We start from the raw sequence: 24448 nt of genomic DNA, 5'->3' as shown, positions 1-24448 counted from the left end.
TTTTACAACGATGCGCTAAGCATGCTTAAGATGGTTGGGTCGTTAAGTCTTTTGGCATAATCAGCTGCGGATTTGTGCTTTTTGTCCTCAATTTTAGCGTCAGCACCGTGTTGTATGAGTGTTTTAATTAAAGGCGCATTGCCTGCGCTTACGGCAGCAATTAAAGCCGTATTACCTTCATTGTCCTGCAAATTAAGATCAGCATCTTTTTCTATCAAAAAATCAGCTGCCCGTTGCTGGTTTTCTTTTACGGCTATAATCAAAGGTGTATTGCCTTTAACATCGCGGGCATTAATGTTTACGCCATAGTTCAGTAAAAACTTAATGCCGGTTATATCATTTGATTGTGCCGCTTTAAAAATGTTTTGTGCAAAAATGGGTAATGATAAAAATAGGGATAAGCCTAATAGAATAACTTTTTTTTTCATTTACATAAATTGTTTTGGGGCCTGCGCCAGTTAAAAATTATGGTAACCTACGGATAATCAATGGATTTGACTTTTGTTGGGCTCGAAATTTCCGGAAATGACTTTTGTAGGGACAGGCGCTGATTGCTTATTGCGAAATGACGATGATGATGAGCATAGTTTATTAAGTGTACTGATAAAAAGAGATATATAAGTTGTAAGGAAAATTTGCAAAACTCATATTTAAATATGAGTTTACCTGCTGATTAATCTATACGATAAGCGGTTGTTTTATTTATGACACTTAAATGACAAATTTAACTGTTTGATAAGGCTTTGTTTTTTTAAATATTCTGCATGTATCTGGCTATTAATTGATATGCCGGCCAATTTACATTTAGGCCCGCTCTATAATATAAAGCCTGCATTTGCTTTTTATTAAGTTTACTCGCCATGCATAAAAACAAGAGAAAGAAAACGTACCTTTGCAAAATTATTTTCTTGAATAGAGCCGTATAATTTTTAAAGGCTTTCCTCTTCAACGACAATAAGTTACAAAAATAAGGTCATGAAAAAAATTGTTGATTACAGGAAACTTTTAGAAGTAAATAAAGACTCGGAACTAGCGGAACTAAAAACCGTTTACAGAAGCTTGATGAAAACCTGGCACCCGGACAAATTCCAGGAAAGTGCTGAGGCTAAACTGGCTGCCGAAGAAAAAAGTAAGCACATTATTGAAGCTTATCACTTCCTGGTAAGTATCGCCCCGGAAACACTGAGCCAATCTATTGAGGAATATAATACGACTACAGGAACCTGCGGAATTTTAGATTTTGAATACAAATCACAGGTGCTTAAGATCTATTTTACCGACGATAGTGTATACGAGTATTTTGATGTACCCAAAGAGGTTTATCGTAAACTGATTAATGCCGATTCGCCGGGCCGTTTTGCCAGAAGGCATATTTTCAACAGCTACGTTTACAGGAGCGTTAATAAGCTTGTTGCTAACGGGTAATTAAAAGATATTTTCGCCGGCTAAATAATTAGCAGCTGATGGGCGGGATAGGCATTAACAACTTGTTAATGCCTATCCCGCCTTTATTTTTTATATTTAGGTTATAAATATAACAGCATATGAAAACCTTATTTATATCTGCCGTTTTAGTTGTTTGCCTTTATTCATGTAAAGAGAAGGTACAGAACCAGCCACCTGCTTTTGGAGGTGCCCATTTAATTGACACCACCATAATTACAGCGGATCAGCAAGCAAAGCTTACGCCCGAAAAGATACTTGAAGGCCTGAAAGAGGGCAATAAAGAATATACTGAAGATCAGCTTGTGGTTAGAAATACTTCCGCCCGTATCCGCCAGGCATCAACAGGCCAATACCCGGGCACTGTTGTATTGGCCTGTATGGATTCGCGCGTACCAGTTGAGGATATCTTTCACGCGGGTATAGGTGATATGTTTGTAACACGTGTAGCTGGTAATATAGTTAATGAGGATATACTGGGCAGCTTAGAATATGGCTGCAAGGTGTCGGGCGCCAAAGTGATCATTGTGCTGGGGCATGAACATTGCGGCGCAATTACATCTGCCATTAAAGATGTAAAAGTAGGTAATATTACCGCCCTGCTCGCAAAAATTACCCCGGCTATAAAAGACCTTGACAATACTTACAAGGGCGATAAAAAATATACTAATGATGATTACGTGGAAAAAGTATGTGAGGAGAATGTTCGCCTGTCCATAAAAAATATCAGGGACAAAAGCCCGATAATCAAAGATATGGAAACCAAGCACGAGCTTATTATAGTCGGTGCAGTATATGATATGCAAACCGGGGTAGTAAGCTTTTTATAAAAGCAACAAATTAAAGAATTCCCGAATTGTGTTCTCAATAAATAAAAAAAACCACAAGAAATTTTCAAGCTGTTTTGTATAAATAGATATTTTGAATGCTGTTGTGTATGAATTATAGATTTTATCTATGGATTTTAATGTTATAGATGTTACCTATAAATGTGAGTCTGATCAAGCAGTTTCAGGCCTGAAATAGGGTGGCTTGTTGCTATATATGGAAGTAAATAAACCGGCTTAGTGGGTTGTCGGCGATTCGCTCATTACGCTATCTACCACAAAGTGGGTTATACCGCGCCATGGCAGGGCATGCAGGTATTCTTTGTAGTGCAATTGCAGAAATCCGCCTGCATCATGATTAAGCTTATCTGCTACTTTTTCATCAGTTACGGAAAACATAAACTCGTTTGAAACGATATGGCCGGGTTGCTGTGATTGTAGACCTGCCTGTATCAGCCTACCCTCATAGGTTTTGAATATATAGCCCTTTTTTACAAAATAATTAAGCTGCCCGGCTTTCACTCCTTCGCCAAACACAAAGTAATAACGATAGTAAATAATAGATGCCAGCGCGATGATAACTACAATGGTGATGATGGTTATGATCTTTCTTTTCATAATGATGATGTTATAGGGTATCCTCTAAAAATATACCGACCTTTGAAAGTATCAAAAATGATAATTTTCTATTAAAGTAAAGTTAATGTGCATCTTCTGATGTATGCAAGAATGTTTTAATCAACCCGAAATTTCTTTTTCTCAATTCGTCATTAGAATCATCGGACTGCATATGAGCAGCCCATCCCTGTGGTGTTCCATTATAAATTTTATCTGTAGCATAAAGACTTGCGCCCGCCTCAACTAGCAGTTTTACAGAATCTAATGAACCCGAACTTACGGCCTGGTGCAATGGCGTAGCATGGCTATGGAATCCACCGTTTTTCGGAAATCCATTAGGATTGATACCAAGTTCCAACAAGCGCTTAACCATATTTGCTTTTCCATAAAACGCAGCGGCTGCAAGTGCGGTGAGTTTTTCATTCTCACTTGTCAATGCAGCTAAATGATTAATATCATCTATACTTTCCAGGCAAACAGCTATCGCTAAGGTGAGCTTATCGCCGCGGTCAACTAAATACTGTGCAACGTCTATATTGCCATTTGTTAAAGCAGTCATCGCAGCATTAGGGGAAGCTCCCGCATCTATCAGTGAATCGATCATTGCAATCTGTACGCCACATTCGCGCGGAACACTACCAGATGCTACTAAAACAAGTGCGTAATCAAGCTGGTATTGGTATGTGTCCGGCGCTTTCCTTTTTACGGTTTGTATCAATAATCTGGTTACATCCAGAACATTGTGTGGTAGTTTGGCAATCCGTATAGGGTTATCCGCCACAAACCACAGCAAGTAAGGATTTTTGAAATAACCGTCACCGTTGTTCTGTAATCTATCAACTACCAAATCCGGATTGAATTCAATCAATTCCATCAGTTCGGCCGTCTTACCATTATCTATTGCTGTTATTGCTTGTTGAACTGTTATATCCGCCATATCTTTCATAGTGCGTATTAATTAAGTTAATGCATGTTATTAAATTATCGAGTTCGATACCTAGCTATAAATATATCAATTGTAATGCGATAGAATAAAATTTACCGATTGAAATGCCGCTGCTTTTAAAAAATAAGTTTCCTCAGCGTTCTCTTGGAACAAGCCTGGGTGCGATCTTCAGATTTGATTATCTATGAACTACATTTTTATAAGCCCGGGTGTTTATCAAATCATAATACTAGGTAAATTGATTTGATAAACAGCCCTTTATTAAATTTAAAGAAAAAGTTTTGATACTGATAACAAGGGTCTATTTAATGTTTATACCTATGTCGCAAACTTAACTATTGCTTATTTCTTCATTTTAAGCTGATCTACAACAAGCTGCCCTACCTGTTTGCCATACCCAGTTGAAACCATACAGGAATTATGAAAATGTATACCACCATAAAACCGGGAGATTGCCGTCTCAGCCGCCGCCTGGCGGAAAGAGGTAAACTGCCGGCTCTTTATGCCAAATTCAAGCTCGGAAGTATCAGTATAAACTACATTATCACCTAAGGTACTGCTTAAAGCTTCAGCTGCCGCTGCAGATATGGTGCAATGCCCGCAACTATATTCAGGGAATGGTGGTGTTTGCAGGTGCGGGCGCCAGCGGTCATTAAAATTAGCATCAATTACTGTTTCTGGTCTGGCGGTGTTGTAAAAATATTTAACCGTCCAGCATTGTATAAAGGCATCAAACAAGGCGATGGCTGTTTTTGCATAGGCGCATACTGTTGTGTTAAAATCAGCATTTACCTTTTTTGCCGCGATGCCCGTAATACTCATCCAATGGCCGCCCGGCGAGAACTTTTTGGAGACATACATCATATGCCCGTTAAGATTTAATTTGCCGGGATTATCATCCCAAAAGTCGGCTATAGCAGTTTGTTCGGGGCTAAGGTGATCACCGGTATTTTCTATCAACTTCACCTCATGATAATATTTGGAGGAAGTATCCTTTACATTATAGGCAGGCGGCGGCTCAAACTTAACTTGTGTAGTGCTTTTCAGTACCATGCGGCGTATTTCTTTCCAGTGTGGTTCAACGGCATCGGTATAGGCCGGGGGAGTAGGTACCCATCTGCCGGCTGAATCTTTTATGGTATACTTTTCGCCGGTGCGTGTTTGCAGGTAATTATCGCCTATGCTCCATTTGATGATGCTTTTTGCTACTGCGTTAGCATAATCTTCTGAATTTTTCATCACCTCATCAGGCATCCCGTTTTCAAGTGCCAGGTCGCGTAGGCTATCAACATAATCCTTCATGCTACCTGCCGGAAAGGTTACCAGTTCGCCTACATTACAGAAAGCCAGTATCGCCGCGTACTCGTAACAAATGTTTTTGCCTTTTGGCGGATGAGCAACTGCTTTGAAGCCATTTACCTGCCCAACTAACGATTGATAATGTTTGGGGTCGCCACCAGCTATAACTTCATAGGCGGCAATATTGGCATAGGCATAATTGCGTGAGGCTACTACAGGTGAGAAATTGTTACCCATTACCACAGCATTAAGCGCATGTACGGTATTGCTGTACAATTGCGGATCGCGGAATGTTTTTTTATAATCAGCACGCCTGCATGAGGAAAGCACGAACAATGCGGAAAATAGGTATAGAAGAAGCCGTTTCATTTAGCGCTAATTATTTGTTTAAAGTATAAGCTTTTAAAGGCGCATCATTCGCGCCGAAAATGATCTGCTGGCCTGAAGCTGTGTTGATAGTTTCAGCGCTGCGGATATCATCGCGCAGGTTAAACCCGCTTTTGTATTGTGGCACATAGGTAAAATTGCCTTTACCATCATTGAGCAGCAATATGCCATGATTAGCCTTATACCTGCCGAATTTTATACGTGTCCAGGCATTATTGCCGGCCAGTACCAAGTCGGGCTTGCCATCATGATTGGCATCAATACTTACAATGGTGTACACCGGTGAATATTGCGCCTCGATAGGTAGTTTTTTTAGTTTGAAACCGTTGCTGCCGTCATTTTCCAGATAAATGGTTTCCGCAGTTTCCGCTTTTAGGGTAATCGCACCCTTCATTTGCTCAGGGGTAAAAACATCAGCCATGGTGGCATCAGCATAGGGCGCATAGTCCAGAAACTTCTTTTTTAACATAGGGATCTGGTCCATCAGGTCGTCGCGTGATATAGCGGGATAGTTAACCCCATCAATATAATAGCAGAGCACAGGGTCGATGGTTCCGTTCTTATCGAAATCCTTATAGCAAATGGATAGCGGTTGCTGCGGGCTGATTTTAAATTGTGTATTCAGGCCGATATTGCCTACTACCAAATCAAGCCGCCCGTCACCGTTCAGGTCAGCAGCATAGATCTTGTTCCACAACCCGGTTGATGGGAATTTAATATATTTTGCTGATTCATCAATCAGCTTACCATTTTGGTTGATAAACACCTTTATCGGCATCCATTCGCCCACAACCACCAGGTCGAGTTTTTTATCACCATTAAGATCAAGCCATACCCCATCGGTGACCATACCGATATTTGCCAGTGCCGGGCAGATCTTTCGTGTAGCATCAGTAAAATGACCTTTGCCATCATTCAGCAGCAGCATACTTTGCGGGGCAACCGGGTATTTGCCGGGTATAACCCTGCCACCTACAAAAATATCCATGGCGCCATCGCCATTTATATCGGCTGCTTTTACACAGCCCTTGCTGAATAGCATGGCAGGTAAAGCGCCCTTGCTGAGTTTAAAGTTGCCCTTGCCATCATTAATATAAATATGATCCTGGAATACGGTGTCATGTTCGGCAAATTCATAGCCGCCACTGGCCACGTACAGATCGGGCTTGCCATCATTGTTGACATCAATAAACTGGGCTTTTACAGTTTCACGTGCCGAATCCTTTTCAATAGCCGGTTCAGGCTTGTAAACAAATGAACCATCTGCTTGCTGCACATATATGCGACTTGGCTGATCTTTTGCCCCGCCGATAAATATATCCTCGCGGCCATCACCATTAATATCAGCCTTAGCTAAACAAGGCCCTTGGCGCGACAGATAATTAGGCATGAGCGCCTGCCTGTTAAAATCATTAAAATCATTTTCCTTATGGACAAAGCCCGGTGCTTTTGTGTTTTTAAAGTACTGGTTGTGTTTAACGGTATCTGCATGCCATTTAAGCGGAGCGTCGGCCCATTTAACGGTTAGCGTTTGTTTAGCTTTTACGCTAAGTAGCTTTTGCATTTTATCATCGGGCCATATCACTACCACCGAATCGGCGATAGCATGGGTGCCGATACCAAAGTTCAACACTTGGTCAACCGATGATTGAAAGCCTCTGACCGGGAACTGCTCTTGGTAATATAGATTGCCCTTGCAGTAAACTTTTACCTTGGCGCCAATGCCAAAGGTGTTTTTAGGGCTGCCCTGGAATTTTACCTTTAGCCAGTTGTTTTGCTTATCTAGCAAGGTTGCGTTGTTTTTATAGATGAAGGCTTTTTGGTTGATGTTATTGACCACCAGGTCCATGCCACCGTCGTTATTCAGGTCGACATAGGCTGCGCCTGATGATATGGAATTTTGATCGAGGCCCCAATCCTTGATCTTATTGGTAAAAAGGCAATTGCCGACATTTTGATAAATATAATTGGGGATAACTACCGAAGGCATTTTTTCGATCATGGATTTTTTTGACCGGTCGCCCCCGCCAATGCTTTGGCCCATGGCTACATCGGCCTGGTATTTCACAAAGTCCATGTCGTTAAAATCGCGCACATAGCCATTGGTTACAAAAAGATCCTTATTACCATCGTTATCAAAATCCGAGAATAAGGCCGACCAGCTCCAGTCGGTATTGGATACCCCGCTCATTTGCCCTATCTCGCTGAATGTACCATCGCCATTGTTTTTTTGCAGCATATTGCGGCTAAACTGATAATAAAACCCGCTTTTAAACAGGAACTGGAATTTATTGAAGCTTTCGCTGCCGCTGTGCATTTTTTGCGCATGATTGCTTTCGGGCAGCATATCCAGCGTCATCAGGTCGGGGTAGCCATCGTTATTAATATCCGCAAAATCCGATCCCATGGAGTTGAGCGGCACTTCATCCATTGACTGGCTGAGCTTTTCGGTAAATGTGCCGTTGCCATTGTTCATAAACAGGTAATCTGGCTCATTAAAGTCGTTACTCACATATATATCGGGCCAGCCATCATTGTTTACATCAGATACGGCAACGCCAAGCCCGAAGGTGAGCACATTTGAGGTAATACCGGCCTGTTTGCTTACATCGGTAAAATGGCCGTTATCATTCCGGTACAGTTTGCAGGAAAATTGTGGCTGCTGGTCTCGCCGTAGATAAATACTTAAATAAATACCGGTTGAATATTCCTGTAGTGAGTGGTTGATGAGGAACATATCCAGGTCGCCATCTTTATCATAATCAAAAAATACTGCCTGGGTGGAGTAGCCATCATCATCCAGGCCATATTTTGCGCCCTCTTCGGTAAAGGTGGAATTTCCGTTATTGATGAACAGCAGGTTCTTGCGGTTCTTAGGGTCCTTATCCGCCGAACGGCAAATATATATATCCAGCTTACCATCGCCATTTACATCGGCCATAGTAGCGCCGGTACACCATCCCTTTATTTTTGAAAGACCGCTTTTTTCGGTAATATCCTCAAATTTAAAGTTGCCTTTATTGAGGTATAGGCGGGTTGGTACCATATTGCCGGTAAGCAAAATATCAGGCAAGCCATCGCCATTAATATCGCCTATGGCTACGCCGCCGCCGTTATAAAAATATACGTAGTTTAATAGGTTCTGCTTGTCGGTTTCGGTTAGTGTGTTTGCAAAATCAACCCCGGTGCGGCTGCTGCTTAATAGCGTGAACAGGTGCGAAGTATCATCCTTGCAACCATAAAAAAACAGACAAACAGCAGCAAAAAAACTATATATGGCTGCCCTGGATAGCATAGTTAAAAATCTCAAAGGAGCTTATGGGTTATAAGTGGATCAATGGTTTATCAATTCAAACATAATTATATTACTGCATATTATTATACTATTTTGATATATAATTGGCGATAATTATAAATAAGAATATTTGTTGAATTGACGGTTATGTGAGTATTTATATGCGCTTGTTATCAGTTTGTTATATTCTTGTGCAATGGGGTAAAATAGTATAACCGATTGAAAATATTTATATATTTAGCTTCCTTTTATAAACCAAAGATTAACCAGGCATGTGCAGCAGCATTGTCAAACTATATTTAACTATGTTAACCCGTTTTAGAAACTCAACATACCTGCTTATTGCCTGTACAGGATTATTGATTACATCGTGCCACAGATCGTCGCATGAGCAAATGGTTGAGCTGCTGCAACAGCTTAATCAAAGAAATACAAATCCTAAAAATCCCTTTGATGCCGAAACTGAATTGGCTTCGGTTGATTCAATGATTAAACAAACTTTGCCAACCGTTGATGAGGAGCAGCAAAACATAAAAGCCGAATTTGAGCTTCAGGTAGGGCACGAGCAGGATGCCGTAAATATGTATGAGCAAATGTTGAAGCAGCCCGATCATATGATGGTGCGTAACTTTATGTCAGACATGGGGATTGCCTATATGCGTTTGGGCGAACGGAGCAATTGCATGCTGAATCACAACGGTTCATCATGCATATTCCCGATAAAGGATGGTGGGGTGCATAAAATTAAAACAGGATCAACAAAGGCTATTGCGGTTTATGAAGAGATATTGAAAAGGACACCTGACGATCTGCAATCGCGCTGGTTGCTGAATATTGCCTATATGACGCTGGGGGAATATCCTGATAAAGTACCGGCAGCTTTCTTGATCCCTGGGTTAAATGTCGATACTTCGGGCCACCCGGTAAAGCCTTTTACAGATGTGGCCGCAGGCGCGGGCATTAACCTTAACAGCAAAGCAGGAGGGGTAATTGTTGACGATTTTGATGGTGACGGTTACCTGGATGTAATTACATCGGGCCTTGAACTTACCGACCGTATGCACTATTTCAGAAATAATGGCGATGGTACATTTACTGATCGTACCGCCGGTAGTGGACTTGAAGATATGCGCGGCGGCTTAAATATTCAGCAAACGGATTATAATAATGACGGTAAGCCCGACATTTTTGTATTGCGCGGCGGCTGGCAGCGGAATGGTTTTGGCGATCAGCCGAGTTCATTGCTGCGCAATAATGGCGACGGTACTTTTACCGATGTTACCATCCCCAGCGGCTTAGCGTTTATGCATCCTACCCAAACAGCTGTATGGGCTGATTTTAATAACGATGGCTGGCTTGATGTATATATAGGCATGGAAAGCCTGAGCAAAACCGGCAATATGAATAACCATACCAGCGCATTATATATTAATAACCACGATGGTACCTTTACCAATGTAGCAGCCCAGGCGCATTGCGATGTCAATGATTTTATAAAAGGGGTAAGCGCAGCCGATTTTAATAATGATGGCTGGCAGGATATTTTTATATCGACCATGAGCGGTAGAAAATACCTGCTGCAAAATAAATGCAAGTCGGGCAGAATCCCGGATTTTGAAGATGTAGCAGCCAAGGCGGGTATTAAAAATACCGAAAGCACTTTTACCACCTGGTTTTACGATTATAACAATGATGGCTGGCCAGATATTTTGGTAAGCGGTTATAACTTTGGAACAGCATTAGGATATTATTCCGCGGCTGAGGCTTTAGGAAAACCTGTGCCAAATGCCGGGAATGTATTTTTATACCGGAATAACCACGATGGCACCTTTACCGACGTAACCCACGAAACCGGGCTCGATAAAGTGGTATTCAGCATGGGAGGTAATTTTGGCGATATTGATAATGATGGCTACCCCGATATGTACTTTGGTACGGGTAATCCCGATTTCCGCTCACTGGTACCGAATAAGCTGTTCAGAAATATTGATGGTAAAAAGTTTGCCGATGTAACTACATCATCGCGCACGGGTAATTTGCAAAAGGGGCATGGTGTGGCCTTTGCTGATTTCAGGAACAATGGCATACAGGATATTTTTATTGAAATGGGCGGCGCTTATACCGGCGATGCTTATACGAGCTCCTTATACCTTAATCCGGGCCAATCAAACAATAACTGGATAGGCCTGAAACTTACCGGGACAAAGGCAAACCGCATGGGCATTGGCTCACGTATTAAGGTAACCTTTACCGAAAACGGCGTACAGCGCAGCGTTTATAAGGATGTAAACTCGGGCGGCAGTTTTGGGTCATCGCCATTACGGCAGGAGATTGGCATTGGGCAGGCTAAAATGATTGATGACCTGGAGATCCGCTGGGCGGGCAGTGGCACGGTGCAACATTTTAAGAATGTTATGTCCAACCAGTTTCTGGGTATAACCGAGAATAGTAATAAATTGAATATAATTCATTTAAAAAAATATAATTTTAAAATGAATATGCCCGATATGCCGATGCCAATGGCGGCGATGAGGTAGGGATTATTGTTAATCTGGATATTTCGAACATTCGAGAGGGTGTCATGTTGAGGCCCTCGAAACATGTGGGTAAAGGCCTCTGCACTCACCCTTCGAGTGCCTCAGGGTGACTCCCATGTTTGGTATGCTGCAGTAAACAAATTCTAACTATTAAACTGCCTCAAATGATGATCAGTATGCTTATAAACAAACTGGCCTATCTGCTCTTTAGTCATTTTGCCGAAGAACCAGTGCTCAAACCCAGGGTTTGAGTAATTGGCATATTCTTGAGTAAGGGCAATCCATTTATCCCTTTCGGCAGTAACATCGCCGCTGGTTTCGCGTACTATAAATGCGGGGCTTGTTGGGGCGTTGCGGCTCATAGGTTTCTCATCCTTCAATAAATTTTTCAAAGCTATTTTGCCAAAAATGCGGCCCAGGAATACACGGTCATATTTTTTCTGGCCCAGGTACATTTCTTCAGCCAGGTTACAGTGTTTCAGCATCTGGTAAATATTCATTTTGCCCCATTGGGCTGTGCTGCCTTCGTTAAGTGTGCCTATCCTGTTGATGAGCTCATCACGGGTTGCTTTGTCAAATACTGTTTTCATATCCATTATTAGGTTATTATATATACGAACCTACATTATGCGAATCAATAATGATGGGTACAGTCGAGACAATATAAGGGGCCAAATGCGACAAGGGATATGGCGCATTTTCACATCAGGTAAACAGGAGCAAGCTTAAAGCCCGAACCTGTGAAATTTTCTGAGGCAATTATAGCATAGGTATTTCCTGATAGGGATCCAAAAAAATATACTTTGTGTAATTGCACCTTTAGGTAGTGGTTCTACAATTATTGAATTGCATTTCCGGCATTTGTGTGTCATGGCAGTAGGTAAATTTGTTATCGATAGGCAAACGGTTAATTACATTTTTAAGATTGAATCTACTCAAAAAGCAGTACAAATCATTATACGTTGCTAAAAACCAAATAGTTTCTTTTGGAGAAATATTTATTCAATGGTTAATCATTCGTTTGGGGCTAATAAATAATAAAAAGAAGTAGGTATTAAATTCCAAAGAAAACACAGATTGCATATTTAATATTGATATAAATCAAATAAATATGAAAAAGACCATTTTAAGTACATTAATGGCTATTGGTATTACAGCAATGGCCATTGCCCAAACAGTGAAAAGTGCCGATGTTCCGGCTGCTGTAAAATCTGCTTTAATGAAAAAATATCCGCAGGCGGCCAAGGTTACCTGGGAAAAAGAGAAAGGTAACTTTGAAGCTAATTGGGGCGGTAAATCGGGTGAGGATATGTCGGTTCAGTTTACACCTGGTGGCGAATTTGTTGAACAGGTTGTTGCTATTTCTCCGGCTGAATTACCGGCTGGCGTTGCGGCTTATGTAAAGCAGCATTATAAAAGTGCTAAAATAACAGAAGCAGGTAAGGTAACGGATGCCAAAGGCACGCTAATGTATGAAGCGGAAGTGAAAGGAAAAGACCTTTTGTTTGATGAAAAGGGGGATTTTTTGAAGCAGGATTAATCTCCAATTTTAAACGGTAAAAAGATGCTTTAGGCCGAAAATCTTATTTACAGGTGTTTTACAACCAATGACACTAGGATTTCTCCTTCAACATTAATTTATATAGCAATTATGATAGTAAACCCCTCGACATCGGATCGAGTAAAATAGATTATGGCCTTGTTATGAGTATAGCTTATAAGTTTTGATGTTACCTTAATCAACGGTTAATATAAACCGTGACATTTAAATACTTGATATAGGGCGTCATAGAATTTTCATATTTTTATTTGGATTTAGTCTAAATAATGTATTTTTGTCGCGTTGATACAAAAGCTAATAGGTTAAGCATTAAGTATCACCCTATAAATAGTATGAAAAAACTCTACATTATTATAAGTATTTCCATAATTGTTGCCTCGGTTACCGTTGTTACTTCCTGTTCCAAGATCATCCCCGGCATGATTAACCCGCTACAAGGTTTATGCGGGCCAACAGATTTAACCAGTGCACAAACACTGTTATTTTCGAAAGGGAATGACCAGTTTTTTGGAAATCGCACCACTGCCACCGGCTTAGGCCCGTACTTTGTTGCAACAAGTTGTGGCAGCTGCCATTCCAGCGATAATAGGGGGCATCCGTTCACTATACTAACCAGGTTCGGGCAAACCGATAGTACAGGTAATAAATTCCTCGCGCGGGGAGCGCCACAACTGGGTACTTTTTGTTTGCCAGGTTATACGCCTGAACAAATACCAGCAGGAGCGACCAGCACTAAGCTGATAGCGCCAATTACGGGAGGTGTTGGATACATTGAGGCCGTTCCGGATTCTGCTATTTTAGCTATGGCTGCCGCAAACGTTAATAATCCCGATGGGGTTAGGGGGCATCCTAATTATAACACTATCCCATCATATGTGAACCCTTTACCTGGGGCAATTGCAAGAGCTGATGGGAAATATATCTGCCGTTTCGGCCGTAAAGCAGCGGTTTATGATTTGTTTCAACAAACCGCGCTTGCTTATAACCATGATATGGGTATTACCTCCAGCTATATGCCGTTCAATCCTTATAATTATCTGGATCAGACAGCGTCAACAGTTCCATCAATTCCGGAGGTAGACAATGATACTTTTAACTCGGTTGTATTTTATGTGCAATGCCTGCAAACACCGCTTCAACGCAATGCAGGCGATGCCACCGTACAAGCGGGGCTGGCCTTATTTATAAAAACAGGCTGCGAAAACTGCCATAAACAAACCCTTACTACGGGCTATTCACCAGTTGATGGCCTGGCTTACCAAACTATTCATCCTTTTACCGATCTGTTGGTACATGATATGGGGCCTGGTTTGGATGATCATTATACAGAAGGTAATGCAAAAACTTCGGAATGGCGTACAACTCCATTGTGGGGTTTGGGCCTGGCACCGGGAGTGCAGGGTGGAAGCTATTATTTATTGCATGATGGTCGTGCGCATAGCATAGCACAGGCAATACAAATGCATGGTGGCGAAGCAGCGGTTAGCGCAGCCAGGTTCAGCAAGCTAAGCAGCCAGGATCAGAACACGATCATCACTTTCCTTAAATCGCTCTGATCCATGCAAAGAAAAACGTTTTTAAAAACCTGTGGTTTCGCCTGTGTGAGCGGTACAGTGTTTGCCTCCATATTGGAAGGTTGTGCAGGCAGTAAGATGTTTACAGCGGCCATTAACAATACTGATATGCTTGTGCCGGTAACGGCCTTTCAAAACGGTCAGACTGCGTTCAAGAAGTATGTAGTAGCGCAAAATTCACAGCTAAAGTACCCGGTATGCATTTACCGTTTTTCGGATACGGAATATACCGCATTATCAATGCGCTGCACACACCAGGGAGCCGAGTTACAGGTTTTTGGTGACAGGTTGGAATGCCCCGCGCATGGCAGCCAATTCAGCAATAGAGGGCAGGTAAAAAATGGCCCTGCCGATACCAACCTACGTACATTTCCTGTAAAAGTTCACAACGATCAACTCCTTATTTCCTTAGTATGAAGTCATCCTTACTTATAGCATTTACTGCAATATTAATTTTTTCATGCCGACCGGCTTTTTCACAAATTGACAGCAGTTTACTGAAGTCTGCTGCAACTGCGGACACTGCCAAAAAGAAACTGAACATGGATGCTATTTATGAGCGGCCATTCCTTAAGCTGGGCAAGTTGCCGGTCTCTATTGGCGGCTATATGGAAGCCAACTATCAATATGTGGGTACTTCCGGCATTACAGCGGGCAATCAGTTCCAGTTCAGGAGATTTAGTTTGTTTGTGGCATCTACCATTTCGCCGCATATCAAATTCCTGTCCGAAATAGAATATGAAAATGATCCTACCGGAGACCCGGGCGAGGCCACATCCGGACCAGAGTTTGGAATAGAATATGCCGCCGTTGATGTTGAGTTTAATCCATTGTTGACCTTACGCGGAGGCTTGATATTGAACCCGATAGGAGCCTTTAACCAGAACCATGACGGGCCAAAATATGAATTTACGGACAGGCCTATAGCCATGACCCAAATGTTGCCCGATACCTGGAGCAACCCTGGATTTGGGATTTATGGCAAACAATACGATAATCATTGGATGTTCGGTTATGAGTTTTATTTAACAGGTGGTTTTGATGATGCCATAATTGATAATACACAAGGAAAAACCTTTTTACCCGCGGCTAAAAGCAGTTTAACACGCTTTAGTACAAGTGCAAGCGGCGAACCACTTTATACCGGGAAACTCTCTTTAGGCAATGACCAGATTGGTGAACTGGGATTGTCATATATGGGCGGCGTATACAATACATGGGAAGTGGAAGGCGCCCAGGTGGATAATAAAAGAAGCGTGAACATTTATGATGTAGATTTTAATACCAAGCTTTCACAATGGCACACCAGCATTACTGCTGAATGGGCATGGGTTTTTGTTGATCTGCCTGCAGACTATACACCGGAATATGCGCATAAACAGTATGGCGGTTATATAGATATTGTACAGCCTATAATACATGGAAAAATACTGGATTGGGATAATGCTACCATAAACCTGGCTGTAAGGGGAGAATATGTGGAATGGAACGGGGATAAATTTGCGGCAACGGGCCTAAGGGAGTATAACGACCTCAAAAGTATTATGCCGGCTATTAGTTTCAGGCCCACCCCTCAAACCGTATTACGTTTGAATTACCGTTTCCAAACCGCGAGAGATATAACAGGCAATACGATTGGTGCGGCGCTAGGCGCAACCAGGGGTGTTAGCTTTGGTCTTGCCACTTATTTTTAATAGACGCATAATCCTAAAAACAAATCCTGCCAATCGAGGGATGGCAGGATTTGTTTTTTTATATTGAATTCAGCACAGACGCAGTCGTTTTATATTTGGAAAAAACGCTTAAATTGTCTTCATCTTTATTGTTGTCTGTAATTGTGATCTGACATCAATAAAATGGTAAAACAGGCGGTTTAGTTAAAGTTTAAGCGATAAACAATTACGGTTATGTCAAATATCAATCTCATTATTGAAGAAAGAGCAGCCAGTATTGGTAACTTTATGGTTGGCCGGCTGCTGCCATTCCGGGAAAAAAGAATGGTTGGGCCCTTTATTTTTATTGACCACATGGGGCCGGTAAAACTAGTAGAGCGCCAAAGCTTTGATGTGCTGCCGCATCCGCACATTGGCCTTTCAACACTTACCTTTTTATTTGAGGGCAACATAATGCACAGGGATACCCTGGGAAATGTTGTAGAAATAAAGCCGGGCGCTGTAAACTGGATGACCGCCGGTAAAGGAATAGTTCATTCTGAACGGATACCAGAATATATACACCATGCCGATCAGATGATGCATGGCTTGCAGATCTGGGTTGCACTGCCAAAGGAACTGGAACAAATGGAGCCTGAGTTTTTTCATATTGATGGGGCGCAGCTACCGGCATGGACAGCCGGTGATCTGCAATTTAAGCTGGTTGCAGGCGAAGCATTTGGCCATAAATCTCCCGTTCCGGTTTATAGCAAGCTGTTTATGATCGAGATTAAAAGCAAAACAAAACAAACGGTTAATATTGGGCATGAGCTTTATGGAGAAGTAGGATTGTACATTCTCAATGGAAATATTGAAAGTGAAGGGAATATTTATCATCCCAAACAATTGTTGGTAGCCAAAGAAAGCGCGCTGTGTACTTTTACTATAGAAGCCGACAGCACCATTTACCTGTTCGGCGGGGAGCCTTTTGCCGAAGAGCGCTTTATAGATTGGAATTTTGTTGCTACCGACAAGGAGCTGATCAACACGGCTAAACAAAAATGGATAGCGCAAACATTTGACAAGATAAAAGGGGATGAAACAGAATTTGTACCCTATCCAACATTTAATAAAAGATAATTATGGCAGCAATTAAAGCAAGTATCGGCACAGAGCTTTACAGGATAGAGATTAAATCGCCAACAGGCAATGTAGTTATGGCCGATGAGCCTATTGCGAAAGGCGGACAAGACAAAGGTTTTTCACCTAAAGAATTATTAGCATCGTCCCTGGGGGCGTGTACCTGCGCTACAGTGCGCATGTATGCTGATCGCAAAGCCTGGGACCTTGAAAAAGTTGATGCAGATATTGAACTTATTGAAGAAGACGGGCAAACCAAATTTATCCGGAAGCTACAGCTTACAGGTAAACTTAATGAGGAACAACAGGCCAGGCTATTAACTGTTGCCAATGCCTGCCCTATTCATAAAATATTAACCCATTCAATCGTTATTGAAACGGTACTGGTATAATTAAAAGCAGCTATCAAATTACATCCAAAAGATGTTTATAGTTTGATCTGATGATATCCATCACCTCATCCATCCTGCCACCTAACATTAATTTACCCATGGTTATGGCATAGCCCTTTGCCTGCTCCCATTCTATCTTAGGCGGCATTGCCAGTGCATTTGGATTGGTTAATATATTTAACAATACTGGTCCGGTTTCTTTTATAGCTTGTTCCATCGCACCCTTCACATCTCCCTGGTGGTGAACCGTAATGCCTTTAAATCCCATTGCCTGTGCAACAAGGGCAAAGTCGGGGTTAACCATGTCTGTTTCATTATCAGGTAATCCATCAACTTCCATTTCCAGTTTTACCATCCCCAGGGCGCGGTTATTAAATACGATTAGCTTTATTGGCAAGTTGTATTGTTTGATGGTAGCCAGGTCCCCAAGTAACATAGACAGGCCACCATCGCCACACAAAGCAAACACCTGTCTGCCCGGATAACATAGAGCAGCGCCAATGGCCATAGGCATAGCATTAGCCATGGAGCCATGATTAAACGAACCGAGGAATTTCCGCTGACCTGTGGCTTGTATGTACCGGGCACCCCACACGCAGCTCATCCCCGTATCAAGGGTGAAGATGGCGTCTTTTGCTGCCAATTCATTTATTACGGAGGCAACATACTCCGGTTGTATCAGGTCTTCCGCGCCAACATTATCCACGTAGGTTTGCAGGTGATGTTTTACCTTATCATACAGGTTCAGCTGCGCTTTCAAAAAGCTGTCGTCTTCCTTTTTTGTGATCAAGGGCAATAATGCCTCAACAGTGTCTTTGATATTCCCGCATAGGCCCAGCTCCAGCTTTGCCCGCCTGCCCAGTTTTTCGGGTTTTTCATCAATTTGTATAATCTTGTTATTAACCGGCATAAAAGGCACATAAGGGAAATCGGTGCCAAGCAGTAACACAACATCTGATTCGTGCATGCTATGATACGCGGAGGGCAGCCCCAACAAGCCGGTCATACCTACTTCATAGGGGTTATCATATTGCATCCCCATTTTACCGCGGAAAGAGTAGCCTATAGGGGCCTGTAGCGCAGCAGCAAGCTGTACTACTTCATCGTGCGCCTCACGGGCACCAAATCCACAGAATATAGTGATCTTCGGATGTTTATTAAGTATATCGGCAAGGGATTGCAATTCATGATCCGCAGGCCTTAAAATCGTATCACATCTAAAATTTTGCCTTGATGCAGTGCTTTCTTCTGCGGGCATGGCCGATACATCGCCCGGCAAGCCGAACACGGCTACTCCCTTATGATTAATGGCATGTTGAATAGCCGACTGGAACATACGCGGGGCCTGCGCCGCAGTAGTTGCCACTTGGTTGTAGCAGCTGCAATCATCAAACAATTTTATAGTATTGGTGCTCTGAAAATAATCCTGGCCAAATTCAGGTGTGTTTATAGTTGAGGCAATAGCAATTACCGGTACCCCTGTACGGTGTGCATCATAAAGCCCGTTGATGAGATGTATATGCCCCGGGCCGCAGCTCCCTGCACAACAGGCAAGCCCCCCTTCCAGTTCCGCTTCTGCAGCGGCTGCGTAGGCGCCAACTTCTTCATGCCTTACGTGTATCCATTTTATTTTGCCACTTCGTCTTACTGCATCATTCAGGTGATTTAAGCTATCTCCGGTAACGGCGTAAATTCTTTTTACACCGTTTTCTACCAGCATTTCTACCAGTTGATCTGCTACTTGTTTGCTCATGGGGTATATTTTAGGTTAAGAAAATGAAGTTCGATTTGATTACTAAATTAGGGTTATTCCCGTGCAATATATATCTGTAACAATATTATGAATAGGTTGTTGGGAAAAAATAGCGGCACTATGCGGATGGCTGAAAAACCAATTGTATCTTATGAGTTAGGTGGGATTGATTTTGTAAACTTTGGTACAGTTGATGGGTTTGCAGCCAAAGTATAAACAGCAAAATACCCTGTTAAGTTGACATAAAATAAAGAGGCTTTATCATAAAATTAACTGTAACCACAACTAAATATAATTAATATTTAACTTACATTGTTGTTCTTTAATTATCATTCCACAATGAGCATATACGGCGATAAAACCCAACAAAATAAATCGTATGCATTTGCTAACGCACCTGTTCAAAAACAAATCAGCAATAGCTCAGCTTCTGAATTTATTGATAACAGGCCCGAAACCATTGTGCAAAGAAAATTGCAGGAAGCCATAAATAACAGTCCCCGCGTACAGCAATTGAAGACCTATCAGGCATCGGCGGATAATTATATAGCTAACAAAACGGCACAACGGAAGGAAAATACAGAAGAAGAACCTATTCAGGGGAAATTTGAGCCGGTACAAAGGAAAGCCAGCAATACGGGCCTGCCCGACAATTTAAAATCTGGTGTGGAGCAGCTTTCGGGTTATGCAATGGATGGTGTAAAGGTACATTATAACTCATCGCAACCAGCCCGGCTAAACGCCCTGGCATACGCCCAGGGCACCGATATACATATAGCGCCCGGGCAGGAGAAACATTTACCACACGAAGCCTGGCATGTGGTGCAGCAAATGCAGGGCCGGGTGCGGCCAACCTTGCAAATGAAAAGCGGGGTGGCGGTAAATGATGACAAGGAGTTGGAGAATGAGGCTGATGTAATGGGTAATAACTCAAGCAGCTTTAATGAAAAAAACACTAAACTGTCCACTAGTACTGGGTTTATGCTTCAAGGAGGGGGGCGTGATGATGCTAAAACAGGATATACAGGTTCACAAAAGCAGATACAAGTTAATAATGTACATCAAGCTCATTTAAGCGGCGCCACAATTCAGTTGCGGAAGCTTACGATAGGGGAAATGATGGGATATAAAGACTACGCAGGGAAGAAGAAATCTAAGATAGAAGCGGCATTAGAAAAAGACGGTAAGGGGTATGATAAGGATGATTTAAAGAATATACAAGGATTTGAAATTTTTTTAGAATGTCGTGAGAATTATATCAAATACAAAGGACGTATCCAAAGAATTATAGAGAATGCCTTGACCTCCACAGATACAATCACGAAGAACACTGCACGGTTTATAGATGGATTATTAACCAGAGTATATCCCCTTGCTGAATACAACGATGGAAAGTATTTTCCTAAAACGGACGGTGCTTACCATTATAAAGCCACTAAAACACCTGATGAAATATTGGATGAATTATTTAACAACATGTGGGAGGAGGAAATACCAGATGGGGCCCATGGATATACAAATCCAGACAATAAGAATATAGGAATTATCATGGCTGATGATACCAAGGATGAAGGTGTTTTAATAACTTTAATACATGAAGTACAGCATCTAGTAGATGGAAGTCTTTATAAAACAGAAAAAATAAATGCTGAGTTCAAAGACGACGAACGCAAAAGTTATTATTTAGAAAGTTTAGAAACTTTCAAATCGGAAATAAGGGCCCACATCTTATCCGCTGAATATACCTTGAAAGGAGGTAAGTACGTTAACGCTGCCGGTAAGGAATTGTTGGATGAACTGAAGAGAAATTATGTCTTGGTAAGAAACGGGATTGCTGAGGATCGTAAACGTAGACGTATATATGATAAACTACCAACTCCATTTCTTGATATTATCGAAAAGCCGGAGGTTCTAATACCTCAAATTCTCGCCGGGAGTCATAATATTGACAATGATCCGGACTTGTATATAAGACAGAATCCAGACATAGCTATCAGGCGGAATTTGGAAAAAAGGAAGGAAGAGGAAGAGAGGAAGGGAATCGAAGAGAAAAAGGAAGAGAAGCCGCTGGATAAAGGCAAAACGCCACCGCCACCCGACGGGCCGCCTGCCTGATGATGACGATCCTCCTCCGCCATTTCCTGATGACGCAATTTAGCTGCCACCCACCAATTGATGATATACCACCGGCGGTCAAAAGGTTTGCGGGCTTTTAATATCAGCTCGACGTGATTTCGGATCGGTTAATCTAGTATATAGTTGAACAACTTTAAACTTGCCGGGTTATGGCTGCTAGTTAAACGATCGTCTGAATTCTAATGGCGAAAGGTTAGTTTTTGTTTTGAATAGCTTACTAAACGATTGCGGATGTTCAAAGCCCAACTCGTAGGCAACTTCACTTACAGATAGGCTGGTGGTGGATAATTTTTCCTTCGCCTTTTCTATGAGTTTATGGTGTATGTGCTGCTGTGCATTTTGCCCGGTAAGGGAACGCAGCATATCGCTTAAATAGCTTGGGGATATATTTAAGTGATCTGAAAGATATTGAACTGTCGGTATTCCCTGGCTTAAAGATTTTTCGCCCACGAAATATCCATCTAAAACATCTTCCAGCTTTTGCAACAGATCATTACTTACGGCTTTGCGGGTGATGAATTGACGCTTGTAAAAACGATTGGCATAATTCAGCAATAACTCAATTTGTGAAATGATCACATCCTGGCTAAAATCATCTATTCTGCTGTTCAATTCATCATCAATGATCTCAAAAATTGAAATGATGGTTTCCTTTTCCTTGTCTGAAAGATGCAGTGCTTCATTAGCTGAATAAGAAAAAAAACCATATTGCTTGATCTTTTTTGCTAAAGGATAGTTCAAAAAAAAGTCGGGATGTATCAATAAAGTGTATCGAGAACATACTTCTGCATTATTGTTCCCAGGGTTGCCAATAATCTGTTTAGGTGCAGCAAATAACAAGCCCCCTTCATCAAAATCATAATAATCCTGGCCATATTTTAACTTGCCACCCAGGCGCGGCTTATAGGATATTTTATAAAAATTTAGTACATGAGCGTGGGGCGAATTGCTTAATATGACCCGGCTCGTTGCGCCGTCTACCATGCTGATTAACGGATGCGCTGGTGCCGGTAAACCGAAGGCCCGATGCATATCTGATAACGATTCCATTTTAACATGGACTATCTCTTCCTTTTTCATTTCTAAATTTAACGCAATTATAACCGGCAATGCTGTTCAAAGCCGGTTATAGTCAATTATTTACCGAAAAATTACTTTGAAGTGCCCTGGGCTGCTGTGGCAACAGCATTCCATTCTTCCCAGGTTGCCAGGCGCTCAGCATAGGCTGCACGCACCCAGGGCAAATTGTGGCTGCCAAGGTTAAACCTCAGCGGCGGGTTTTCCGCATCAACAATTTTAAAGATGGCCTCTGGCGTCGCATTTGGGTCGCCTCTTTCCATGCCTCTTAACCTGCCGAAAAAGTTCGTTTTAAAATCTTCGTAGATGTCGAGGCCTGCCGCGAATTTCAAAGACTCCTGGCTCCCGAACTCGGTGGCATAGGCGCCAGGCTCTATGATCGTTACTTTTATCCCAAAATCTTTAACCTCTAAGGCTAAACTTTCGTGAATTGCTTCGAACGCCCATTTTGAGGAACAGTAATAGCCGATCACCGGCAATGTAACATGACCAAGGCCGCTCGATGTGCCGAGGATATGCCCACTACCTTGCTTTCGCAGCAATGGCAAGGCTGCTTGAATCACGGCAAGTGTGCCGAAAATATTCGTCTCATAGAGCGCTCGTACATCGTCCGCGCTGGCTTCCTCAATCGTACCGACTAATGAATAACCGGCATTATTGAGAACGATATCGAGCCTCCCGAAGTGATCATAAGCTTGCTCCACAGCTGCCTTCACCTGATCGGGTCTGGTTACGTCGAGTTCCAAAGTCAGCACGTTTGCGCCATACTTTTCTTTTAGATCGGCAATGCTTTCTAATTTGCGCGCTGTAGCTGCAACCTTATCGCCGCGCTTAAGCGCCGCATCGGCCCAAACGCGTCCAAAGCCCCGCGAAGCACCTGTAATGAACCAAACTTTATTTGCACTTGAATTATCATTTTGTTGTGTCATGATTTTATGTTTTAAATAACACATCAAAGGTCAACAGATGGTATTGAGCACCTGTAGCCTAACTGAGGATTTTTGTAGCCAAAATGAGAATCCAGTTTAATACTGTACCACCTATTTCAGCACCATTAATTGTTCTGGTTGATGCATTTTGGAATGTGTATTATTCTCACTAAATACTTTGAATGGCTTAATCCATATAACTTTAAAATATATAAATGTCATCAGCATCTATCTCCTATTCACAAGTGGTGTTAAATCGAACTTAATGAATTTAATTCAGAGAATTTTTAATGTATTAGGATGTGTTATACCAGTTATGATCACGCTTATTGCATTTGCAGGTAGCTGTTATGCACAGGAACAAAAGCCAAGCCAGGATACCATACATCCAAGTCCAGGGATTGATATTTTTGATGTGTTGCGGAAGCTGACAAAGAAACCTGCAAAACCCATTGATACACCCCGAATGGACAAAAGTAACCTCTCTTTTTTACCTGTGCTCGGGTATAGCCCCGCAAATGGTGTTGTACTAGGTGCAGCGGTAAGCGTAACCAAATATATGGGCGATCCAAATACAACCAAGCTTACTACTGCATTATTGAATGCTTCTGTAACAACAAAAAACCAGGTTATTACATCCCTGAGGTATGATCTTTATACGTCGCAAAATAAATGGTATATATCAGGCGATAACCGCTTGTTGTTTTTTACACAGCCTACCTATGGCCTTAACAATCAGCCGTTAACACACCGCTTCGGAATCCGGCAAAAAAGGAGACTCAATATTGAAACCAGCCCGTTGCTTGCGAAATTTTGGTGCCTGCTCTTTTTTCGTGTCAAAAGTCTTTCAATCAATTGTTTGCAATTGTAAGGTATATTAAT

Annotated in this window: 21 protein-coding genes; 12 read left to right on the top strand and 9 right to left on the bottom strand. The window is 42.0% G+C overall.

Annotated elements, in window-relative coordinates:
* Positions 1–2: 2 nt before the first annotated feature.
* Positions 3–428, bottom strand: coding sequence for an ankyrin repeat domain-containing protein (locus BLU33_RS22075; RefSeq protein ID WP_091378445.1), 426 nt, complete (start codon positions 426–428; stop codon positions 3–5).
* A 547-nt stretch (positions 429–975) separates the two neighbouring features.
* Between BLU33_RS22075 and BLU33_RS22065 the strand changes: the two genes are divergently transcribed.
* Both BLU33_RS22065 and BLU33_RS22060 read left to right on the top strand, forming a co-directional pair.
* Positions 976–1425 (top strand): KTSC domain-containing protein, encoded by a 450-nt coding sequence (locus BLU33_RS22065; RefSeq protein WP_091378436.1) that lies wholly within the window; start codon positions 976–978, stop codon positions 1423–1425.
* A 119-nt stretch (positions 1426–1544) separates the two neighbouring features.
* Positions 1545–2273 (top strand): carbonic anhydrase family protein, encoded by a 729-nt coding sequence (locus BLU33_RS22060; protein WP_091378433.1) that lies wholly within the window; start codon positions 1545–1547, stop codon positions 2271–2273.
* 234 nt (positions 2274–2507) lie between these two features.
* Here BLU33_RS22060 and BLU33_RS22055 read toward each other — a convergent pair whose 3' ends face one another.
* The 4 genes from BLU33_RS22055 to BLU33_RS22040 all read right to left on the bottom strand — a co-directional run bounded on the left by BLU33_RS22055 (position 2508) and on the right by BLU33_RS22040 (position 8815).
* The gene (locus BLU33_RS22055; RefSeq protein WP_091378430.1) at positions 2508–2888 is read right to left on the bottom strand and encodes a hypothetical protein; all 381 of its coding nucleotides are present in this window, start codon (positions 2886–2888) and stop codon (positions 2508–2510) included.
* Between the two features lie 82 nt (positions 2889–2970).
* The gene (locus tag BLU33_RS22050) at positions 2971–3834 is read right to left on the bottom strand and encodes an ankyrin repeat domain-containing protein (RefSeq protein WP_091378427.1); all 864 of its coding nucleotides are present in this window, start codon (positions 3832–3834) and stop codon (positions 2971–2973) included.
* A 342-nt stretch (positions 3835–4176) separates the two neighbouring features.
* Entirely contained in the window at positions 4177–5502 is a 1326-nt protein-coding gene (locus BLU33_RS22045) for a vanadium-dependent haloperoxidase (protein ID WP_091378423.1), read from the bottom strand.
* 10 nt (positions 5503–5512) lie between these two features.
* Positions 5513–8815, bottom strand: coding sequence for a VCBS repeat-containing protein (locus tag BLU33_RS22040; protein ID WP_172829285.1), 3303 nt, complete (start codon positions 8813–8815; stop codon positions 5513–5515).
* Between the two features lie 305 nt (positions 8816–9120).
* Here BLU33_RS22040 and BLU33_RS22035 point away from each other — a divergent pair, with 305 nt between their 5' ends.
* Entirely contained in the window at positions 9121–11352 is a 2232-nt protein-coding gene (locus BLU33_RS22035; protein ID WP_172829284.1) for a CRTAC1 family protein, read from the top strand.
* A 143-nt stretch (positions 11353–11495) separates the two neighbouring features.
* On the opposite strand, the gene BLU33_RS22030 is transcribed toward BLU33_RS22035, so the two are convergent.
* Positions 11496–11942 (bottom strand): DUF1569 domain-containing protein, encoded by a 447-nt coding sequence (locus BLU33_RS22030; RefSeq protein WP_091380904.1) that lies wholly within the window; start codon positions 11940–11942, stop codon positions 11496–11498.
* Between the two features lie 521 nt (positions 11943–12463).
* Between BLU33_RS22030 and BLU33_RS22025 the strand changes: the two genes are divergently transcribed.
* The 6 genes from BLU33_RS22025 (at position 12464) to BLU33_RS22000 (ending at position 17671) form a co-directional block, all read left to right on the top strand.
* Positions 12464–12892, top strand: a complete 429-nt coding sequence (locus BLU33_RS22025; protein ID WP_091378416.1) for a PepSY-like domain-containing protein — start codon at positions 12464–12466, stop codon at positions 12890–12892.
* Positions 12893–13245: 353 nt separating this feature from the next.
* A complete protein-coding gene (locus BLU33_RS22020) occupies positions 13246–14469 on the top strand; it encodes a di-heme oxidoredictase family protein (RefSeq protein WP_091380901.1) in 1224 nt (407 codons plus the stop codon).
* Positions 14470–14472: 3 nt separating this feature from the next.
* A complete protein-coding gene (locus BLU33_RS22015) occupies positions 14473–14904 on the top strand; it encodes a Rieske (2Fe-2S) protein (RefSeq protein ID WP_091378413.1) in 432 nt (143 codons plus the stop codon).
* On the top strand, positions 14901–16181 hold the full coding sequence (locus tag BLU33_RS22010) for a hypothetical protein (protein ID WP_197684533.1): 1281 nt from the start codon (positions 14901–14903) through the stop codon (positions 16179–16181). Before BLU33_RS22015 ends, BLU33_RS22010 begins: the two co-directional genes overlap by 4 nt.
* A gap of 213 nt (positions 16182–16394) precedes the next feature.
* Positions 16395–17279, top strand: a complete 885-nt coding sequence (locus tag BLU33_RS22005; RefSeq protein ID WP_091378409.1) for a pirin family protein — start codon at positions 16395–16397, stop codon at positions 17277–17279.
* A 2-nt stretch (positions 17280–17281) separates the two neighbouring features.
* A complete protein-coding gene (locus BLU33_RS22000) occupies positions 17282–17671 on the top strand; it encodes an OsmC family protein (protein ID WP_091378406.1) in 390 nt (129 codons plus the stop codon).
* A 13-nt stretch (positions 17672–17684) separates the two neighbouring features.
* Here the strand turns inward: BLU33_RS22000 and BLU33_RS21995 are convergent, their stop codons facing one another.
* Complete coding sequence (locus BLU33_RS21995) at positions 17685–19424, bottom strand: thiamine pyrophosphate-dependent enzyme (protein WP_091378403.1); 1740 nt, start codon at positions 19422–19424, stop codon at positions 17685–17687.
* Between the two features lie 87 nt (positions 19425–19511).
* Between BLU33_RS21995 and BLU33_RS25615 the strand changes: the two genes are divergently transcribed.
* Together BLU33_RS25615 and BLU33_RS21990 are read left to right on the top strand one after the other, a co-directional pair.
* Positions 19512–19640 carry a hypothetical protein gene (locus tag BLU33_RS25615; protein WP_262493822.1) on the top strand — a complete coding sequence of 43 codons (129 nt, stop codon included), beginning with the start codon at positions 19512–19514 and terminating at the stop codon, positions 19638–19640.
* 123 nt (positions 19641–19763) lie between these two features.
* Positions 19764–21539 carry an eCIS core domain-containing protein gene (locus BLU33_RS21990; protein ID WP_091378400.1) on the top strand — a complete coding sequence of 592 codons (1776 nt, stop codon included), beginning with the start codon at positions 19764–19766 and terminating at the stop codon, positions 21537–21539.
* Positions 21540–21716: 177 nt separating this feature from the next.
* Here BLU33_RS21990 and BLU33_RS21985 read toward each other — a convergent pair whose 3' ends face one another.
* Positions 21717–22640: a helix-turn-helix domain-containing protein gene (locus BLU33_RS21985; RefSeq protein ID WP_091378397.1), complete on the bottom strand. Its 924-nt coding sequence runs from the start codon at positions 22638–22640 to the stop codon at positions 21717–21719.
* A 71-nt stretch (positions 22641–22711) separates the two neighbouring features.
* On the bottom strand, positions 22712–23566 hold the full coding sequence (locus BLU33_RS21980) for an SDR family NAD(P)-dependent oxidoreductase (RefSeq protein WP_091378394.1): 855 nt from the start codon (positions 23564–23566) through the stop codon (positions 22712–22714).
* 316 nt (positions 23567–23882) lie between these two features.
* On the opposite strand from BLU33_RS21980, the gene BLU33_RS21975 reads away from it, so the two are divergent.
* On the top strand, positions 23883–24437 hold the full coding sequence (locus BLU33_RS21975; RefSeq protein ID WP_091378391.1) for a hypothetical protein: 555 nt from the start codon (positions 23883–23885) through the stop codon (positions 24435–24437).
* Positions 24438–24448 lie beyond the last annotated feature (11 nt).

The sequence above is a fragment of the Mucilaginibacter mallensis genome, assembly GCF_900105165.1.
GTDB classification, from domain to species: Bacteria; Bacteroidota; Bacteroidia; order Sphingobacteriales; family Sphingobacteriaceae; genus Mucilaginibacter; species Mucilaginibacter mallensis.
This window is presented reverse-complemented; position numbering and strand designations above follow the sequence as displayed.

Excerpts from the sequence above, each read along its gene's own strand:
- BLU33_RS22075 (WP_091378445.1), bottom strand. The coding sequence starts at position 428 with ATGAAAAAAAAAGTTATTCTATTAGGCTTATCCCTATTTTTATCATTA.
- BLU33_RS22065 (WP_091378436.1), top strand. The coding sequence starts at position 976 with ATGAAAAAAATTGTTGATTACAGGAAACTTTTAGAAGTAAATAAAGAC.
- BLU33_RS22060 (WP_091378433.1), top strand. The coding sequence starts at position 1,545 with ATGAAAACCTTATTTATATCTGCCGTTTTAGTTGTTTGCCTTTATTCA.
- BLU33_RS22055 (WP_091378430.1), bottom strand. The coding sequence starts at position 2,888 with ATGAAAAGAAAGATCATAACCATCATCACCATTGTAGTTATCATCGCG.
- BLU33_RS22050 (WP_091378427.1), bottom strand. The coding sequence starts at position 3,834 with ATGAAAGATATGGCGGATATAACAGTTCAACAAGCAATAACAGCAATA.
- BLU33_RS22045 (WP_091378423.1), bottom strand. The coding sequence starts at position 5,502 with ATGAAACGGCTTCTTCTATACCTATTTTCCGCATTGTTCGTGCTTTCC.
- BLU33_RS22040 (WP_172829285.1), bottom strand. The coding sequence starts at position 8,815 with ATGCTATCCAGGGCAGCCATATATAGTTTTTTTGCTGCTGTTTGTCTG.
- BLU33_RS22035 (WP_172829284.1), top strand. The coding sequence starts at position 9,121 with ATGTTAACCCGTTTTAGAAACTCAACATACCTGCTTATTGCCTGTACA.
- BLU33_RS22030 (WP_091380904.1), bottom strand. The coding sequence starts at position 11,942 with ATGAAAACAGTATTTGACAAAGCAACCCGTGATGAGCTCATCAACAGG.
- BLU33_RS22025 (WP_091378416.1), top strand. The coding sequence starts at position 12,464 with ATGAAAAAGACCATTTTAAGTACATTAATGGCTATTGGTATTACAGCA.
- BLU33_RS22020 (WP_091380901.1), top strand. The coding sequence starts at position 13,246 with ATGAAAAAACTCTACATTATTATAAGTATTTCCATAATTGTTGCCTCG.
- BLU33_RS22015 (WP_091378413.1), top strand. The coding sequence starts at position 14,473 with ATGCAAAGAAAAACGTTTTTAAAAACCTGTGGTTTCGCCTGTGTGAGC.
- BLU33_RS22010 (WP_197684533.1), top strand. The coding sequence starts at position 14,901 with ATGAAGTCATCCTTACTTATAGCATTTACTGCAATATTAATTTTTTCA.
- BLU33_RS22005 (WP_091378409.1), top strand. The coding sequence starts at position 16,395 with ATGTCAAATATCAATCTCATTATTGAAGAAAGAGCAGCCAGTATTGGT.
- BLU33_RS22000 (WP_091378406.1), top strand. The coding sequence starts at position 17,282 with ATGGCAGCAATTAAAGCAAGTATCGGCACAGAGCTTTACAGGATAGAG.
- BLU33_RS21995 (WP_091378403.1), bottom strand. The coding sequence starts at position 19,424 with ATGAGCAAACAAGTAGCAGATCAACTGGTAGAAATGCTGGTAGAAAAC.
- BLU33_RS25615 (WP_262493822.1), top strand. The coding sequence starts at position 19,512 with ATGAATAGGTTGTTGGGAAAAAATAGCGGCACTATGCGGATGGCTGAA.
- BLU33_RS21990 (WP_091378400.1), top strand. The coding sequence starts at position 19,764 with ATGAGCATATACGGCGATAAAACCCAACAAAATAAATCGTATGCATTT.
- BLU33_RS21985 (WP_091378397.1), bottom strand. The coding sequence starts at position 22,640 with ATGAAAAAGGAAGAGATAGTCCATGTTAAAATGGAATCGTTATCAGAT.
- BLU33_RS21980 (WP_091378394.1), bottom strand. The coding sequence starts at position 23,566 with ATGACACAACAAAATGATAATTCAAGTGCAAATAAAGTTTGGTTCATT.
- BLU33_RS21975 (WP_091378391.1), top strand. The coding sequence starts at position 23,883 with ATGATCACGCTTATTGCATTTGCAGGTAGCTGTTATGCACAGGAACAA.